Source organism: Pseudomonas sp. EU05-FHT14B02 (assembly GCF_058791055.1).
Map to the genome: position 1 here is coordinate 190,684 of NZ_JBYTDD010000005.1, position 13,723 is coordinate 204,406.

At 61.9% G+C, this 13,723-nt stretch carries 11 protein-coding genes; 6 read left to right on the plus strand and 5 right to left on the minus strand.

The annotated features are described in order from the left end of the window. Positions 1–54: 54 nt before the first annotated feature. Complete coding sequence (locus tag AC3WTM_RS07510; protein ID WP_057713757.1) at positions 55–1,449, plus strand: class II fumarate hydratase; 1,395 nt, start codon at positions 55–57, stop codon at positions 1,447–1,449. Between the two features lie 130 nt (positions 1,450–1,579). On the opposite strand, the gene AC3WTM_RS07515 is transcribed toward AC3WTM_RS07510, so the two are convergent. The 3 genes from AC3WTM_RS07515 to pap all read right to left on the minus strand — a co-directional run bounded on the left by AC3WTM_RS07515 (position 1,580) and on the right by pap (position 5,537). Continuing rightward, entirely contained in the window at positions 1,580–2,539 is a 960-nt protein-coding gene (locus AC3WTM_RS07515; RefSeq protein ID WP_102671648.1) for a DMT family transporter, read from the minus strand. A 190-nt stretch (positions 2,540–2,729) separates the two neighbouring features. Then, positions 2,730–3,914 carry a thiolase family protein gene (locus AC3WTM_RS07520; protein WP_102671649.1) on the minus strand — a complete coding sequence of 395 codons (1,185 nt, stop codon included), beginning with the start codon at positions 3,912–3,914 and terminating at the stop codon, positions 2,730–2,732. Between the two features lie 102 nt (positions 3,915–4,016). After that, a complete protein-coding gene (gene pap / locus AC3WTM_RS07525) occupies positions 4,017–5,537 on the minus strand; it encodes a polyphosphate:AMP phosphotransferase (protein ID WP_102671650.1) in 1,521 nt (506 codons plus the stop codon). A gap of 153 nt (positions 5,538–5,690) precedes the next feature. On the opposite strand from pap, the gene mnmC reads away from it, so the two are divergent. The 5 genes from mnmC to AC3WTM_RS07550 all read left to right on the plus strand — a co-directional run bounded on the left by mnmC (position 5,691) and on the right by AC3WTM_RS07550 (position 13,025). After that, complete coding sequence (gene mnmC, locus AC3WTM_RS07530; protein ID WP_102671651.1) at positions 5,691–7,670, plus strand: bifunctional tRNA (5-methylaminomethyl-2-thiouridine)(34)-methyltransferase MnmC2/FAD-dependent 5-carboxymethylaminomethyl-2-thiouridine(34) oxidoreductase MnmC1; 1,980 nt, start codon at positions 5,691–5,693, stop codon at positions 7,668–7,670. A gap of 170 nt (positions 7,671–7,840) precedes the next feature. Further along, positions 7,841–9,613 (plus strand): N-acetylglutaminylglutamine amidotransferase, encoded by a 1,773-nt coding sequence (locus AC3WTM_RS07535; RefSeq protein ID WP_102671652.1) that lies wholly within the window; start codon positions 7,841–7,843, stop codon positions 9,611–9,613. Between the two features lie 3 nt (positions 9,614–9,616). Then, entirely contained in the window at positions 9,617–11,365 is a 1,749-nt protein-coding gene (ngg, locus tag AC3WTM_RS07540; protein ID WP_102671653.1) for an N-acetylglutaminylglutamine synthetase, read from the plus strand. A gap of 125 nt (positions 11,366–11,490) precedes the next feature. Continuing rightward, positions 11,491–12,681 (plus strand): osmoprotectant NAGGN system M42 family peptidase, encoded by a 1,191-nt coding sequence (locus AC3WTM_RS07545; protein WP_102671654.1) that lies wholly within the window; start codon positions 11,491–11,493, stop codon positions 12,679–12,681. 116 nt (positions 12,682–12,797) lie between these two features. Further along, complete coding sequence (locus AC3WTM_RS07550) at positions 12,798–13,025, plus strand: YheU family protein (protein ID WP_056727184.1); 228 nt, start codon at positions 12,798–12,800, stop codon at positions 13,023–13,025. A 5-nt stretch (positions 13,026–13,030) separates the two neighbouring features. On the opposite strand, the gene csrA is transcribed toward AC3WTM_RS07550, so the two are convergent. Together csrA and AC3WTM_RS07560 are read right to left on the minus strand one after the other, a co-directional pair. Beyond that, positions 13,031–13,216, minus strand: a complete 186-nt coding sequence (gene csrA, locus AC3WTM_RS07555) for a carbon storage regulator CsrA (protein ID WP_102671655.1) — start codon at positions 13,214–13,216, stop codon at positions 13,031–13,033. A gap of 154 nt (positions 13,217–13,370) precedes the next feature. After that, complete coding sequence (locus AC3WTM_RS07560; RefSeq protein WP_008004345.1) at positions 13,371–13,703, minus strand: YnfA family protein; 333 nt, start codon at positions 13,701–13,703, stop codon at positions 13,371–13,373. Between the last annotated feature and the right edge of the window lie 20 nt (positions 13,704–13,723).

Below are 13,723 nucleotides of genomic sequence, written 5' to 3' on the forward strand. Positions count from 1 at the left end.
ACGGCCGTCGATCACGGCCTAAACTGCGCAATCGGACCTACAGGAGTGAGCAAGATGAGCCGTATCGAAACCGACAGCCTCGGCCAGGTTGAAGTCCCGGATGAAGCCTATTGGGGCGCTCAGACGCAACGCTCGCTGATCAACTTCGCCATCGGCAACGAACGCATGCCGCTGGCCGTGTTGCATGCCCTGGCGCTGATCAAGAAAGCCGCGGCACGGGTCAATGATCGCAACGGCGATGTGCCCGCCGATATCGCCCGCCTGATCGAGCAGGCGGCCGACGAGGTGCTCGCCGGCGACCACGACGACCAGTTTCCGCTGGTGGTCTGGCAAACCGGCAGCGGTACCCAGAGCAACATGAACGTCAATGAAGTGATCGCCGGTCGCGCCAACGAGCTGGCCGGCAACCCCCGTGGAGGCAAGTCCCCGGTACATCCCAACGATCACGTCAATCGCTCCCAGAGCTCCAACGACTGTTTCCCCACCGCCATGCATATCGCAGCCGTCCAGGCAGTGCAACAGCACTTGCTGCCGGCGATCAGCGAACTGTCTGGCGGGCTTGCCGAACTGGCCGCACGCCACATGAAACTGGTCAAGACCGGCCGCACCCACATGATGGATGCGACACCGATCAGCTTCGGCCAGGAAATCTCGGCCTTCATCGCGCAACTCGATTACGCCGAGCGGGCGATCCGCAGCGCACTGCCCTCGGTCTGCGAGCTGGCCCAGGGCGGAACGGCCGTCGGCACCGGGCTCAATTCCCCCCACGGCTTCGGTGAGGCCATCGCCGCAGAATTGGCCGCCCTCTCCGGTTTGCCGTTTATCACCGCGCCGAACAAGTTTGCCGCGCTGGCCGGTCATGAGCCGCTGACCACGCTGTCCGGCGCGCTGAAAACCCTCGCCGTGACGCTGATGAAAATCGCCAACGATCTGCGCCTGCTGGGTTCCGGCCCACGCGCCGGCTTCGCCGAAGTCAGGCTGCCGGCCAATGAACCGGGCAGTTCGATCATGCCGGGCAAGGTCAACCCGACCCAATGCGAAGCGCTGTCGATGCTGGCCTGCCAGGTATTGGGCAACGATGTCGCCATCGGCTTTGCCGCCAGTCAGGGCCACTTGCAGCTCAACGTGTTCAAACCGGTGATCATCCACAACCTGCTGCAATCGATCCGTTTACTGGCTGATGGCTGCAGCAACTTCCAGCAGCACTGCGTGGCCGGTCTGGAGCCGGATGCGGAAAAAATGGCTGAGCACCTGGAGCGTGGCTTGATGCTGGTAACGGCACTCAACCCGCACATCGGTTATGACAAATCGGCGGAAATCGCCAAGAAGGCCTACAGCGAAGGCCTGACCTTGCGCGAGGCGGCGTTGCAGCTCGGGTATCTGACAGACGAAGAGTTCGATGCGTGGGTGAGGCCGGAGAACATGCTGGAGGCTGGGGCCAAGGGCTGAGTTTTGTAGCGTCTGACAGTCAGTCTTCGCGAGCAAGCCCGCTCCCACAGGTTTTGCGTCGTCCACAACGTTGATAAATGACTCGAAACCTGTGGGAGGGTGGCTTGTCCGCGATGAACGATAACGCGGTCTAACTGGCTGCCATCCGCACCTTCCGCGCCTTCAGCCCGGCAATCAACGACGGGCCCAACGCCACCAGCGCCGACCCCAGCACCACCAGCACCGCACCGCCATATCCCAGGCCATTGATCGTCTCGGCATGCACATAGTCGGGCCACAGCCACGCAGCCATGGCAACCGCGGCAAAGGTCACCAACGGGGTGATGGCCAGCGTCGCGCTGACCCGGGAGGCTTCCCAATGGGCCAGGGCCTCGGCAAACGCACCATAAGCAATCAGGGTGTTGAGGCAGCACGCCAGCAGCAACCAACCCTGCATGGGACTTAATTGCAACGCTTCGAGCGGATGCACCCATGGCGTCAACAGCGCAGCGCAGAACAGATAGATCACCATCATTACCTGCAGCGAATTCCACACCGTCAGCAATTGCTTCTGCCCCAGGGCATAGAAGGTCCAGACCGTGGACGCCAGCAACACAAGCAGCACACCGGCGGTGTAGTCGGTCAGAGACGTGAGCAACTCACTCAAGCGCTGGTTGAAAAACAGTGCAAAGCCAATCAGCAGCACCAGCAGGCCAATCCCCTGCCCCAGGCTGAAACGCTCCTTGAACACAAACAGACTGGCGATCAGCAGCATGATCGGCCCCATCTGCACTACCAGTTGCGCCGTACCGGGGCTAAGCAGGTTCAGGCCCATCAGATACAACACATAGTTACCGACCAGACCGAGCACCGCCATCAGCACCAACCAGCCACCACGAGGACCGAGCACCTTGCGGCTGGGCAGACGCCTGGTAGCCGCCAGGTAAATGAACAGGCAGCCGCCGGATACCATCAGGCGAAACCAGGTCACCGTCACCGGGTCCATTACCAACAACACTTGTTTGAGCTTGATCGGCAGGATTCCCCACAACAACGCGGTCAACAAGGCCAGGAACAGACCGTAACCCCAGCGACCCGATGAAATGTGCATGTGAACCCCAACGCCAACTGACAGGAGTCGTCATTCTAGGCCTGGAGCCTTGGCGTACACAGGCACAGTTTCGGTCTGGCCGCGAATGAAACTGTGCGGGTCGTATTCTCAGGTGATTTTTTGACCGTGGCGCACCCATCGCGAGCAAGCTCGCGATGACTATCGAACTGACAACGAGAAATATCGAGGCTTACCGCACCGCTTCAAACAGCCCGGTTGCCCCCATCCCGCCACCCACGCACATGGTGACGATACCGTACCGCAGATTGCGTCGTTGCAATTCACGAACCAGATGCCCGACCTGGCGCGAGCCGGTCATGCCGAACGGGTGACCGATGGAAATCGAGCCTCCGTTGACGTTGTACCGGGCGTTGTCGATTTCCAGGCGATTGCGGCTGTACAGGCACTGCGAGGCGAACGCTTCGTTGAGTTCCCACAGGTCGATGTCGTCAATCCGCAAGCCTTTGGCCTTGAGCAGTTTCGGTACCGAAAACACCGGGCCGATGCCCATCTCGTCCGGCGCGCAACCGGCCACGGTAAAGCCGCGGAAGAACGCTTTCGGCTTGAGCCCCAGTTCCAGCGCTTTCTCCAGGCTCATCACCAGAGTCATGGACGCGCCGTCAGACAGCTGCGAAGAGTTGCCCGCCGTGACCGAGCCATCTTCGGCGAACACTGGCTTCAACCCGGCCAGGCTTTCCAGGGTAGTGTCCGGGCGGTTGCAGTCGTCGCGGTCGACAATGCCATCGAGGATCTGTGCCTGACCTGTGGCCTTGTCTTCGACGCGATACTTCACCGACATCGGCACGATTTCATCAGTGAACAGCCCGGCGGCCTGAGCCTCTGCGGTGCGCTGCTGGCTTTGCAACGCATACAGGTCCTGCTCTTGGCGGCTGACGTTGTACCGACGCGCGACGATTTCAGCAGTCTGGCCCATCGGGAAGTAGATGCCCGGCACCTGCTCCTTGAGCAGCGGGTTGATCAGGTTGTCGGTGTTGACGCTCTTCATGGTCAGGCTGATGGACTCGACGCCGCCGGCGACGATGATGTCGCTGCAACCCGAAGCGATCTGGTTGGCGGCAATGGCGATCGCCTGCAGGCCCGAGGAACAGAACCGGTTGAGGGTCATGCCGGCCGTGCCGATGCCCAGGCGCGAGAGCACCGCGACATTGCGACCGATATTGAAACCCTGGGCGCCTTCGTTGGAGCCGGCGCCAACGATGCAGTCCTCGACGCTCGCCGGATCGATACCGGTGCGCGCCAACAGTGCATCGACACAGTGTGCCGCCATGTCGTCCGGGCGGGTCATGTTGAATTTACCGCGAAAGGATTTGGCCAGGCCGGTCCGCACGCTGTCGACGATCACCACTTCACGCATGACATACCTCATTGTTGTTATCGGTTGAGAGTGGACCGAGCATAAGTCCAGCTCTTGACCGACCGCGACGATCATTCACCTCGCGTATGCGTAACCATGGCCTCAATCCTTGTCCTTACGCTTGCGTTCATGCCGGGCGGTTTTTTCGAAAGCCTCCTCCAGTGCCCGGTTGATGGTGCGCAAGACTTTGACCCGCGCCCAGCGCTTGTCATTGGCTTCCACCAGGGTCCATGGCGCAATCTCGGTGCTGGTACGGTCGACCATGTCGCCGACCGCCGCGCGATAGTCATCCCATTTATCACGGTTGCGCCAGTCGTCCTCTGTGATCTTGAAGCGTTTGAAGGGGATCTTTTCACGCTCTTCGAAGCGCTCCAATTGCGTCTGTTTGTCGATGGACAGCCAGAACTTGACCACGATCACACCGGCATCGGTGAGCTGTTCTTCGAAATCGTTGATTTCACCGTAGGCACGCAGCCAGTCTGCCGGGCTGCAAAAACCTTCGATGCGCTCCACCAACACCCGGCCATACCAGGAGCGGTCGAACACGGTGAACTTGCCCCGGGCCGGCAGGTGCCGCCAGAAGCGCCACAGATACGGTTGCGCCCGTTCTTCCTCGGTGGGCGCGGCAATCGGCACGATGCTGTACTGGCGCGGATCAAGCGCTGCCGCTACCCGGCGGATCGCCCCGCCTTTGCCAGCCGCGTCGTTGCCCTCGAACACCGCCACCAGCGCGTGGCGGCGCATGCGTTTGTCACGCATCAACCCGGAAAACCGCGCCTGCTCGGTGATCAGTTGTTCTTCGTAATCATCCCTATCCAACTGCAGAGTCAGGTCCAGGCTATCGATCAGGTTCACTTGATCGACACTGGGGAACACTGGCGCGGCACTGACCTTTTCCGGATGGATCGTCGGTCGTTTCAATGCACCCTGCAGGCCCGCCAGCAGAATCCGCCCCACGGCCAGGCTGCGATAATGGGCATCCGACCCGGCGATCACATGCCAGGGTGCATAGTCGCGGCTGGTGCGGCGCAACGCCCGTTCACCATACTTCACGAACCTGTCGTAGGTTTGCGACTGCTGCCAGTCCAGCGGGCTGATCCGCCAGCTGTGCAGCGGGTCGTCGGCCAGCGCCTTGAGGCGAGCCTTCATTTGCTTCTTTGAAAGGTGAAACCAGAACTTGAAGATCAACGCACCTTCATCGCAGAGCATCTTTTCCAGACGCTCGGCCGCGTTGATCGCCTGGTCCAGGCGCGGATCCTTGAACTCGCCATGGACCCGCCCCTGCAGCATCTGGCTGTACCAGTTGCCGAAGAAAATCCCCATGCGCCCTTTGGCCGGGAGCATCCGCCAGTACCGCCAGGCCGGTGGTCGCGCCAGTTCTTCGTCGGTTTGATGATCGAACGTGCGGACCTCGATCAGGCGCGGGTCCATCCACTCGTTGAGCACCTTGATCGTCTCACCCTTGCCGGCGCCTTCGATGCCATTGATCAAAATGATCACTGGAAAGCGTCGTTGCTGCTGCAATTCGAATTGCGCTTCGAGCAACGCTTCGCGCAGGGCCGGGATTTCGGCGTCGTAGGTTTCTTTGTCGATCGCGTGATCGATTTCGGCGGATTCAAACATGGGCGGCTCCCTTCCAGATGTGAGCAAGACTAGCGGATTGAACAGAAGGCCAGCAGAGATTCTCCCGGTCTCGGCCAATACATACCTTGCCACGGATCAAGCACCACGCCGTCGATCGGCTAGAATGGCGCCCTTGCCGTTGCCGAGCCTGCCATGAAACCTGTATTGCCCCACGCCCAGCTCGACTGGGACGACCAAGGTCGCCCGTATTCGCGAGTGTTCGACGATGTGTACTTCTCCGACAAGTCAGGGCTGGATGAAACCCGCTATGTATTCATCGAGCAGAATCGACTGGCCGAACGCTTTGCCGCCTTGCCCGAGGGTGGGCGGCTGGTCATCGGTGAGACGGGGTTCGGCACCGGGCTGAATTTTTTGTGCGCCTGGCAGGTGTTCGAGCAACACGCAGCGGCCGGAGCGCGGCTGCATTTTGTCAGCGTAGAGAAATACCCGTTGAGCCCGGCCGACCTGCAACGTGCCCTGGCACTGTGGCCGGAACTCAAGGTATTTGCCAATCAACTGCTTGAGCAATACGTGGCCATCCATCAGGGTTTTCAGCGTCTGACGCTGGACCACGGCCGCGTCACCCTCACGCTGCTGATCGGCGATGCACTGGAGCAACTGCCGCAACTCGATGCCCGAATCGACGCCTGGTTCCTCGACGGTTTCGCCCCGGCGAAAAACCCCGACATGTGGACCGCCGAACTGTTTGCCGAGCTGGCTCGCCTGGCCGCTCCCGGTGCATCCATCAGCACCTTCACCAGCACCGGCTGGGTGCGGCGTCTGCTCAACGCCGCCGGCTTCAAGATGAAACGCACCCCCGGCATCGGCCACAAATGGGAGATCCTGCGCGGTGAGTTCCTCGGCTGGCCCCTGGAAACGCCGGCCCCGGCCCTGAATAAACCCTGGTTCGCCCGCCCGGCCCCGCTGACCGGCGAGCGCCAGGCACTGGTGATCGGTGCCGGCCTGGCCGGTTGTGCCAGCGCCGCCAGCCTCGCCGCGCGGGGCTGGCAAGTGGCATTGCTGGAGCGCCACGACGCCATCGCCCGGGAAGCCTCGGGCAACCCGCAGGGTGTGCTCTACCTGAAGCTATCCGCCCATGGCACGGCGCTGTCGCAAATGATCGTCAGTGGATTCGGCTACACCCGACGCCTGCTCGAACACTTGCAACGGGGTCGCGACTGGGACGATTGCGGTGTATTGCAACTGGCCTTCAATACCAAGGAAGCCGAACGCCAGGCGCAATTGGCCACGGCGTTTCCAACGGACTTTCTGCACCTGCTGGATCAATCCGAGGCACAGGCCGTGGCCGGTATCGGACTGGCACACGGCGGCCTGTTCTATCCCGAAGGCGGCTGGGTCCACCCACCGGCGCTGTGCCAGTGGCAGGCTGCGCATCCACAGATTCAATTGCTCACCCATCACGATGCGCTGGAACTGCGCAAGGTTGAAGGCCGTTGGCAAGCCTGGGACGGCGAGCGATTGCTTGCCGATGCTCCCGTGGTGGTGCTCGCCGGGGCCGCCGAAATCCAGCGTTTCCCCGAGAGCGCCGAGCTGCCACTCAAGCGCATTCGCGGGCAAATCACCCGCTTGGCGCAAACTCAGCAAAGCCAGGCCCTGAGCACCGTGGTGTGTGCCGAAGGCTATGTCGCCCCCGCCCGTTTGGGCGAACACACCCTGGGGGCCAGTTTCGACTTCAAGAGCGATGACCTGACACCGACCACGGCAGAACACCTGGGCAACCTGGCCATGCTCGAAGAGATTTCCCACGATCTGGTCGAGCGTTTACAGGTCGATAAACTTGCGCCTGAAAGTCTGCAGGGGCGCGCCGCTTTTCGCTGCACCAGCCCCGACTACTTGCCAATCGTCGGCCCCTTGGCCGACACCCAGGCGTTCACTCAGGCGTATGCGGCGCTGGGCAAGGATGCCCGCCAGGTGCCGGACGTCGAATGCCCATGGCTTGACGGTTTGTACGTTAACAGCGGTCACGGCTCACGCGGCCTGATCACCGCGCCGCTTTCCGCAGAACTGCTGGCAGCCTGGCTGGACAACGAACCCCTGCCGTTGCCCAGAAGCGTGGCCGAAGCCTGTCATCCCAACCGATTTGCCCTGCGACGCCTGATCCGGGGCAAGTAGTCGATACAGCAGCCGAAGTCGCCCTCGCGGGGCGATTCGGCCGTGGTCTGGCGCGCATATAACTCATCGATCTAAAACTCCCCTTACCGTGGAGGGTCACTTTCTGAGTACCCGCCGTTTCGGCGCGGTATCGATCGACCCTCCCCAACGGAAAAACCGGTAAGGAATTTATGTGCGGATTAGCTGGCGAGTTACGTTTTGATCATCAACCTGCAGACCTTGTAGCCATTGAACGAATCACCCATCACCTGACCCCCCGCGGCCCCGACGCCTGGGGTTTTCATAGCCAGGGACCGGTTGCACTGGGCCATCGGCGCCTGAAAATCATGGACCTGTCGGACGGCTCGGCGCAGCCGATGATCGACCCGCAATTGGGCTTGTCCCTGGCCTTCAACGGGGCGATCTACAACTTTCCGGAACTGCGCGCGGAACTTGAAAGCCTGGGTTACGCCTTCTATTCCGGTGGCGACACCGAAGTGTTGCTCAAGGGTTATCACGCCTGGGGCGAAGCCTTGCTGCCGAAACTCAATGGCATGTTTGCCTTTGCCGTTTGGGAGCGCGATGCCCAACGCCTGTTCATCGCCCGTGACCGTCTCGGCGTGAAACCACTGTACCTGTCGCGCACCGGCCAGCGCCTGCGCTTCGCCTCGGCGTTGCCGGCATTGCTCAAGGGCGGTGACATCAACCCGATCCTCGATCCCGTGGCGCTCAATCACTATCTGAATTTCCACGCGGTGGTCCCGGCACCGCGCACTTTGCTGGCGGGCATTGAAAAACTGCCGCCGGCCACCTGGATGCGCGTCGAAGCCAATGGCCGCACCGAGCAGAAAAACTGGTGGACCCTGCCCTACGGCCCTTACGCCGATGAAACGAATCTGACCCTCGAGGACTGGCGCGATCGTGTGCTCGACAGCACCCGCGAAGCGGTAGCGATTCGTCAGCGTGCGGCGGTGGATGTCGGCGTGCTGCTGTCCGGCGGTGTCGATTCAAGCCTGCTGGTGGGTCTGTTACGGGAGGTCGGCGTGGACAATCTGTCGACCTTCTCCATTGGCTTCCAGGATGCCGGCGGCGAGCGTGGAGACGAATTCCAGTATTCGGACCTGATCGCCCGACACTACGGCACGCAGCACCACCAATTGCGTATTGATGAAAAAGAGATCATCGAACAGTTGCCCGCCGCGTTCCGGGCTATGAGCGAGCCGATGGTCAGCCATGACTGCATCGCCTTCTACCTGTTGTCACGGGAGGTGGCCAAACACTGCAAAGTTGTCCAGAGCGGCCAAGGCGCCGATGAACTGTTCGCCGGTTACCACTGGTATCCGCAAGTGGACGGCGCGAGTGATCCGTATGCCGCGTACCGCGAAGCATTTTTCGACCGCAGTTACGACGACTACGCCGCCACCGTGCAACCGAAATGGCTGACCGCGAATGACACCGCTGGTGACTTCGTAAAAGCTCATTTCGCCCAGCCCGGTACCGATGCGGCGGTGGACAAGGCCTTGCGTCTGGACAGCACGGTGATGCTGGTGGACGACCCGGTCAAACGGGTCGACAACATGACCATGGCCTGGGGCCTGGAAGCGCGCACACCGTTTCTCGATTACCGCCTGGTGGAGCTGTCGGCTCGGATTCCGGGGCGTTTCAAACTGCCGGACGGCGGCAAGCAAGTCTTGAAAGAAGCCGCGCGACAAGTGATTCCCAGTGAAGTGATCGACCGCAAGAAAGGTTACTTCCCGGTGCCGGGCCTCAAGCATTTGCAGGGCGATACGCTGGAATGGGTGCGCGAACTGCTGCTCGATCCCAGCCAGGATCGCGGCCTGTTCAACCCCGCGATGCTCGACCGTCTACTGACTGATCCCCAGGGGCAATTGACACCATTGCGCGGCTCGAAGCTGTGGCAACTGGCGGCCCTCAACCTGTGGCTCAGCGAACAAGGAATCTGACCGATGAAACCTCACGCCACGGCTTTCAGCCAACGCCTGTTGCGCGGCCAGTCGCCCTCCTACGAGCGCTTGCAGGCACGTCTGGCCGAGGATGGCAGTGAACTCGGCGGGGCGCCGATTGCCGTGCATTGCGGCTGGGGGCGCTTGCTGATCGGCCACACCTTTGCCGATGCCGCGAGCCTGGCCAGAGAGTTGCTCAACGAGCAGCCCGGCGAGCGGGACATTGCCCTGTACGTCGCCGCGCCCCAGCAAGTGCTGGGGCTGGAGCCGACGCAGCTGTTCCTCGACCCGTCCGACACCTTGCGCCTGTGGTTCAGCGACTACCGTCAGGCGACCCGGGTGTTTCGCGGTTTCCGCATTCGACGCGCGCAAAGCGATGCCGACTGGCAGGCGATCAATCAGCTGTATCAGGCCCGCGGCATGTTGCCGATCGATGCCACCCTGCTGACGCCGCGCCATCTGGGCGGCCCGGTGTACTGGCTGGCCGAAGACGAGGACAGCGGCGCGGTCATCGGCAGCGTCATGGGCCTCAACCACCACAAGGCCTTCAACGACCCGGAAAACGGCAGCAGCCTGTGGTGCCTGGCGGTCGACCCGCATTGTGCGCGGCCAGGTGTCGGCGAAGTGCTGGTGCGGCATTTGATCGAACACTTCATGAGTCGCGGGCTCGCCTGCCTCGACCTGTCGGTGCTGCACGACAACCGCCAGGCGAAAAGCCTTTACGCCAAGCTCGGTTTTCGCAACCTGACGACCTTCACCATCAAGCGCAAGAACGGCATCAATCAGCCGCTGTTTCTCGGGCCCGGCCCGGAAGCCGCGTTCAACCCCTACGCGCGGATCATTGTCGAAGAAGCACACCGTCGTGGCATCGATGTGCATGTCGATGACGCCGACGCCGGGATGTTCACCCTCAGCCATGGCGGGCGCCGGGTACGCTGCCGTGAATCCCTGAGCGACCTGACCAGCGCCGTCAGCATGACCCTGTGCCAGAACAAAAGCCTGACCCACAAAGTGCTCAAGGCAGCAGGGTTGAACCTGCCGGCGCAGCAACTGGCGGGTAACGCCGATGACAATCTGGCCTTCCTCGATGAACACCAGCGCGTGGTGGTCAAGCCACTGGATGGTGAACAGGGCCAAGGGGTGGCGGTGGATTTGCGCACCATAGAGGAAGTGCAGCAAGCCATAGAAGCCGCTCGCCACTTCGACAGCCGCGTGCTGCTGGAAAGTTTCCACGAGGGCCTGGACCTGCGCATTGTGGTGATCGGTTTTGAAGTGGTCGCCGCCGCCATTCGCCGGCCAGCCGAAGTGGTCGGCGACGGCCAACACACCATCGGTGCATTGATCGAAGCCCAGAGCCGACGGCGACAGGCGGCCACGGGCGGCGAAAGCAAGATCCCGCAGGACCAGGAAACCCTGCGCACCTTGCGTGCCGCCGGATACGACTACAACAGCATTCTGCCGGCCGGTGAGCACCTGTTCGTACGACGCACGGCGAATCTTCATACCGGCGGCGTGCTTGAGGATGTCACGGCGATCCTGCACCCGACGCTGGTGGACGCCGCCATCCGTGCGGCTCGGGCCCTGGACATTCCCATGGTCGGCCTCGACTTGATGGTGTGCGCCGCTGACCAGCCGGACTATGTGTTTATCGAAGCCAACGAACGGGCCGGGCTGGCCAACCACGAACCGCAGCCGACGGCGGAGCGGTTTGTGGATCTGTTGTTTCCGTACAGTCAGCCGGTGGTCTCTTAGCCATGTGTTGGCTGGGCTGATGCCATCGCGAGCAAGCTCGCTCCCACCTTTGATCGCGTTCCCCCTGTACGAGCGAGCCTGCTTGCGAAGGCGGCCGTACAGGTGATTACCAATCAGGAGTTTCCATGACCAGCAAAATCCCCGAACCGGACCTCGGCTATCTGCAAAAAGTGCTGCTGGAAATGCTCGCCATTCCCAGCCCCACCGGGTTCACCGACACCATCGTGCGCTACGTCGCCGAACGTCTTGAAGAACTGGGCATTCCCTTCGAGCTGACCCGCCGCGGCACCATCCGCGCCACGCTCAAGGGCAAGAAGAACAGCCCCGACCGCGCCGTTTCCGCCCATCTGGATACTATCGGCGCGGCGGTGCGTGCAGTAAAGGACAACGGCCGCCTGACCCTCGCGCCCGTCGGCTGCTGGTCCAGCCGTTTTGCCGAGGGCAGCCGGGTCAGCCTGTTTACCGACAATGGCGTGATCCGCGGCAGCGTCTTGCCGCTGATGGCCTCCGGGCACGCATTCAATACCGCCGTGGATGAGATGCCGATCAGTTGGGATCACATCGAGCTGCGTCTGGACGCCTACTGCGCCACCCGTGCCGACTGCGAGTCGCTGGGCATCAGCGTCGGCGATTTCGTCGCCTTCGACCCGCTGCCGGAGTTCACCGAAAGCGGCCACATCAGCGCTCGTCACCTCGACGACAAGGCCGGGGTGGCCGCACTGCTGGCGGCGCTCAAGGCCATCGTCGACAGTGGCCAGGACCTGATGATCGACTGCCATCCGCTGTTCACCATCACCGAAGAAACCGGCAGCGGCGCGGCGGCGGCGCTGCCCTGGGACGTCAGTGAGTTCGTCGGCATCGACATCGCACCGGTCGCGCCTGGGCAACATTCCAGCGAGCATGCAGTGAGCATCGCTATGCAGGATTCCGGTGGGCCGTATGACTATCACCTGTCGCGCCACCTCCTGCGCTTGGCCTGCGACAACGAGTTGCCGGCACGCCGGGACCTGTTCCGCTACTACTTCAGCGACGCCCATTCAGCGGTGACCGCCGGCCACGACATTCGCACCGCCCTGCTCGCCTTCGGCTGCGATGCCACCCACGGTTACGAGCGCACCCACATCGACAGCCTCGCCGCCCTGAGCCGCCTGCTCGGTGCATACATCCTCAGCCCACCCGTGTTTGCCAGCGATGCACAACCGGCCAAGGGCTCACTGGACCGCTTCAGCCATCAGCTCGAACATGACACACAAATGGAAAGCGATACACGGGTGCCGTCGGTGGACAGCCTGGTGGGGCAGCGGTCGGAGAGCTGATCCAGGATCTTCACCGCCAGGTATACCGCTATCGCGAGCAGACGACATCAAACCCCAGGCTAGCCGATACCGGTCATTCGCCGTAGCATCGCGCCATTGATCCAACCGAGGTGCCTATGCTGATCCCCCACGACCAACTTCAAGTCGACACCCTCACCCGACTGATCGAGGATTTCGTAACCCGCGACGGCACGGACAATGGTGACGACACCCCCCTGGAAACCCGCGTACTGCGCGTGCGCCAGGCCTTGACCAAGGGCCAGGCACTGATTGTCTTCGACCCGGAAAGCGAGCAGTGCCAACTGATGCTCAAGCACGACGTGCCCAAGCACCTGTTTGACTGAAGTCTTCAGCGTCCCTTGGTTTTCGCCAGTTTGTTCTGGATGCGTTCGTAGATTTCGCAGCGGTGCACATTGACGTCCTGAGGCGCTTCAACGCCAAAGCGGATGTTGCTTCCGTTGATCGCGAGAACGCGCACGGAAATGTTGTCGCCGATGGAAATGGTTTCGCCCACAACGCGAGTGAGTACGAGCATGAGGAGTGTCCTTCAGAGGTTTCTGGCCCTTGAAGATGCCCGGCCCGCGGTACGCCTACAATGCTCCGACAGCAAACCAGACCGGACTGACAGCCCTTGACACACAGCACTTACGGAAAGGTCTGACAGGCCGGTTGATTGTAGGGCCGATCTGTCAGGACGCGGAGAATCGCGGCCCGAACAGAATGATGCTCGCGCCGATCACACACAGCGCCACGCCGAGCCAGTCCGATCCCAGCGGACGAATCCGCTCGACCACGGCCAACCAGCCGATTGAGGCAATGATGTAGATGCCACCGTAAGCGGCGTAGGCGCGGCCGGCGTAAGTGGCTTCAATACGGGTCAGCAGCAGGGCGAACAGGGTCAGACTCAGGAGCGCCGGCACCACCCACCACATGCTTTTACCCTGGCGCAGCCACATCCAGAAGGCAAAGCACCCGGCAATTTCGAACAACGCGGCGAGGAAAAACCACAGGTAATTGAGCATGCAAGCGTCTCGCGAGGATG

Bases quoted from the DNA above. Each gene is read 5' to 3' on its own strand.
- AC3WTM_RS07545 (WP_102671654.1), top strand. From the start codon at position 11,491: ATGACCAGCAAAATCCCCGAACCGGACCTCGGCTATCTGCAAAAAGTG.
- ngg (WP_102671653.1), top strand. From the start codon at position 9,617: ATGAAACCTCACGCCACGGCTTTCAGCCAACGCCTGTTGCGCGGCCAG.
- AC3WTM_RS07560 (WP_008004345.1), bottom strand. From the start codon at position 13,703: ATGCTCAATTACCTGTGGTTTTTCCTCGCCGCGTTGTTCGAAATTGCC.
- AC3WTM_RS07520 (WP_102671649.1), bottom strand. From the start codon at position 3,914: ATGCGTGAAGTGGTGATCGTCGACAGCGTGCGGACCGGCCTGGCCAAA.
- AC3WTM_RS07550 (WP_056727184.1), top strand. From the start codon at position 12,798: ATGCTGATCCCCCACGACCAACTTCAAGTCGACACCCTCACCCGACTG.
- AC3WTM_RS07535 (WP_102671652.1), top strand. From the start codon at position 7,841: ATGTGCGGATTAGCTGGCGAGTTACGTTTTGATCATCAACCTGCAGAC.
- pap (WP_102671650.1), bottom strand. From the start codon at position 5,537: ATGTTTGAATCCGCCGAAATCGATCACGCGATCGACAAAGAAACCTAC.
- AC3WTM_RS07515 (WP_102671648.1), bottom strand. From the start codon at position 2,539: ATGCACATTTCATCGGGTCGCTGGGGTTACGGTCTGTTCCTGGCCTTG.
- AC3WTM_RS07510 (WP_057713757.1), top strand. From the start codon at position 55: ATGAGCCGTATCGAAACCGACAGCCTCGGCCAGGTTGAAGTCCCGGAT.
- mnmC (WP_102671651.1), top strand. From the start codon at position 5,691: ATGAAACCTGTATTGCCCCACGCCCAGCTCGACTGGGACGACCAAGGT.
- csrA (WP_102671655.1), bottom strand. From the start codon at position 13,216: ATGCTCGTACTCACTCGCGTTGTGGGCGAAACCATTTCCATCGGCGAC.